Consider the following 2,936-nt stretch of genomic DNA (forward strand, 5'->3'; position numbering starts at 1 on the left):
CGACGATGGCCTCCCAGATGTTCCAGAGCGCCGTCTGCTCAGGCAGGGCCACGTCGCGGAAGTCGACGAACAACGACGACAGCAAATCCGTATCCTGCGGAATGGCTTGCCCGTCCCAGCTGACCAATGTCCAGCCGTCGGTGGGATTGCCCTCGATCTGAACGACGCCGGTGTTGGGCAGCAAAACCGTCGAGAGGCCGTTGGGGACGGTGTGCGATTCGATGATGCGCTGGATGAAGAAGGGGAGATCAGGGTTTTCCACATTGTCCAAGGCCCAGACGAAGATCGAAGCTTCGCTGTTGAAGGCCACGTCGGTGATGTTGCCGTCGGCGCTGACAACCGGGTTCGCCAGAGCGGCGTCGTACATCGAGTTGATCGCGTCGGTGAACCTCGCGTCGAACACGATCCCGTTGACGTCCGAGGACTCCGGCGCCGGCACCAACGCCAATCCGAACGGCGCTCCCAGCGACCATGCGCCTGCGGTCAGGAAGGCCAGCTGGCCGCCGGGGCTGTCGATCGGATCGAATGCGTAAATGCCGCTGTCGATTTCGTCGAGCCCGGGCAATATCTGCACGCCATTCGTCATGTTCTCGAGCGTGGCGAACGGCGCCGCGGTTTCCATCTCCCGCAGGCCCTGCCCCTCGAAGATGCCGGCGACGTGCGGGCCCAATTGGTCGAACAGTTTGGTCGCGAGGTCCTGTGCCTGCTGCTGACCGAGATCGCTCAGCGGAGCCCCGGGATACGCCGGGGAGCCGGTGAGCTCGTCTTCGAACGGCGAAATCATCTGTGCGTGCCGCACGACGTCGATGACGATGTCTGTTGCGTCGCCGGAGGTGAGCTGGATGTCGGGCACGTGGACCACGGGTGCAGGCGCGGCTACCGGGCCGACCGCAACGACACTGGCGGCGATGAGCGCGAGACCTGCGATGACGTGCGGACGATGCCGGAGCTGCATGCTGGACCTACCTAAACGCAACCTGAGAAAATACTTACATCAGTATTAATCCTCGGCAGTCCGGCTTCGCAGAGCAATGGGCATCTCGCACCGATACCGTCTAATCGCGGTGCATAGTGCACTCCGGCGAATACGCTGCACAGGTGGACTGGGAACGGCCGTCGAAGCGGGTATGCGAGCTGATGCAACAGGGCGCCAAGATGGTCCTCGACGGACCCGAGGACCCGCTCATCGAGCTGAATAAGGCCACGCTGACCCCGGAGTACATGCAGACCATTGCGAGCGATCCGGTGCTCGCCGAGGCGGTCCGCCGAAGCAATCGATCAAATCGGCTGCACTGGGCGGCCGCCAACATCAGCCACCCGGGTGAGCCGGTACCGCCGAATCTCGGGCCGGAATCGCTCACCATCGCTCGCTACCTGGTTCGCCGCGGCCTGGAGGAGTCGACGGCCGTCGATGCATATCGCATCGGGCAAAACGTGGCATGGCGGGCCTGGATGCAGGTCGCGTTCGCGCTGACATCCGATCTCGACGAACTGCGTGAGTTACTCGATGTATCGGCTCGCTCGATCACGTCATTCATCGATGCGACGCTCGCCGGGATCTACCACCAGCTACAGATCGAACGCGACGAGCTCACCCGCGGATCTCACGCCGAACATCGGGAGATCGTCGCGCTAATCCTCGACGGCGCGCCGATCACCCGACAGCACGCCGAGAACCGGCTCGGTTACCGCCTCGGACAGCGCCACACCGCAGCCGTGATCTGGAGCGACGAATCGAACGCCAACCTCTCCGACCTGGACCGTGCCGCCGAGGTTATGGCACGCAACGCCGACGGCCGCCGGCCGTTGTCGGTGCTGGCCGGTGCTGCCACCCGGTGGATGTGGTTGCCCGGTGCCGAGGGCCCGGAACTGGCCGGCGTCGCGAGCGCGGTGAGTCAACTGCCGGGCGTACGGATCGCGGTCGGGCCCACCGCTGCGGGAATCGAGGGCTTCCGGCGCAGCCATTTCGACGCGATCAACACCCAGCGCATGGTGGTGCGACTCGGCTCCACCCAGCGAGTCGTCAGCTTCACCGATGTCGAGCTGATCGCGCTGATCACCGCGGATCCAGAACGCGCGGACCGATTCATCAAACACACACTCGGCGATTTCGAGTCCGCAGACGCTGAACTCCATCGGACCGTCCTCACCTTCGTCCGTGCGCAGTGCAACGCCTCGCAGACGGCCGCACGGCTATTCACACATCGAAACACTTTGCTGCGCAGGCTCGCTCGCGCCGACGAGCTGCTGCCGCAACCACTAAAAGACACCAGCGTGCACGTCGCGGTGGCATTGGAAGCGCTGCGCTGGCGCGGTGCCGCCAGGTAGGCAACGGCGGCACTGGAACAATCGACTGGTGATCCGGCAATCGGCTAGCGAGGTCGCCGTCGCGAGCATCGGCGCCGTCCGGGACGACCCGGCTGGCCGGCTCGCACTGATGCGCGGCCAATACCAGGTGCCGCCGGACGTCGACCGCGGCTATCTTCCCTACCGACAGGCGGCGTCGGCCTTCATGCGATGGCAGTTGCGGCGCGGACTGCTCAACCCGATCGACTCACCGAGGCCGGGCAGCCCATGGTGGCGGGCGATCAACGAGCGCTTGCTCTACGACGGGGTCGAAGCCCGTGCACTGGCGTTCGGTTTTCCCGGGCCGCCGAGCTCGCCGACCGTCGCCGCCTGGCTGGAATTCATTCGACATCCCAGCGCCGCACGCTGGTATCGGGCACACAACATGAGCGTGGTCGGCGGCTACCTAGAAAACGAACAGCTCGCCGCGTGCGAAGGCCGGATCGAACGGTTCTTCCTCAACCTGGTGCTGATGCGGGTGCTCTACACCCACACGATGGTCGCCGCGCCGCGGCTGGCGCTCGGCTGGCTGGCTCCCGCCGGCCGGTTTCTTGGCGATCCACGGCTGGGCATGACCAGCATCTTCCTCT

The 2,936-nt window shown here is 65.0% G+C and carries 3 protein-coding genes; 2 read left to right on the forward strand and 1 reads right to left on the reverse strand.

Going from position 1 to position 2,936, the window contains the following annotated elements:
* Positions 1–955, reverse strand: a 955-nt coding sequence (locus WB785_RS00635) for a phosphoglycerate mutase family protein (RefSeq protein WP_424076773.1), incomplete at its 3' end; no start/stop codon positions are given.
* Between the two features lie 143 nt (positions 956–1,098).
* Between WB785_RS00635 and WB785_RS00640 the strand changes: the two genes are divergently transcribed.
* Positions 1,099–2,328 carry a PucR family transcriptional regulator gene (locus WB785_RS00640; RefSeq protein ID WP_424076774.1) on the forward strand — a complete coding sequence of 410 codons (1,230 nt, stop codon included), beginning with the start codon at positions 1,099–1,101 and terminating at the stop codon, positions 2,326–2,328.
* Between the two features lie 28 nt (positions 2,329–2,356).
* On the forward strand, positions 2,357–2,936 hold a 580-nt coding region (locus tag WB785_RS00645), incomplete at its 3' end, for a hypothetical protein (protein ID WP_424076775.1).

This window comes from Mycobacterium sp., assembly GCF_049585075.1.
GTDB lineage: Bacteria > Actinomycetota > Actinomycetes > Mycobacteriales > Mycobacteriaceae > Mycobacterium.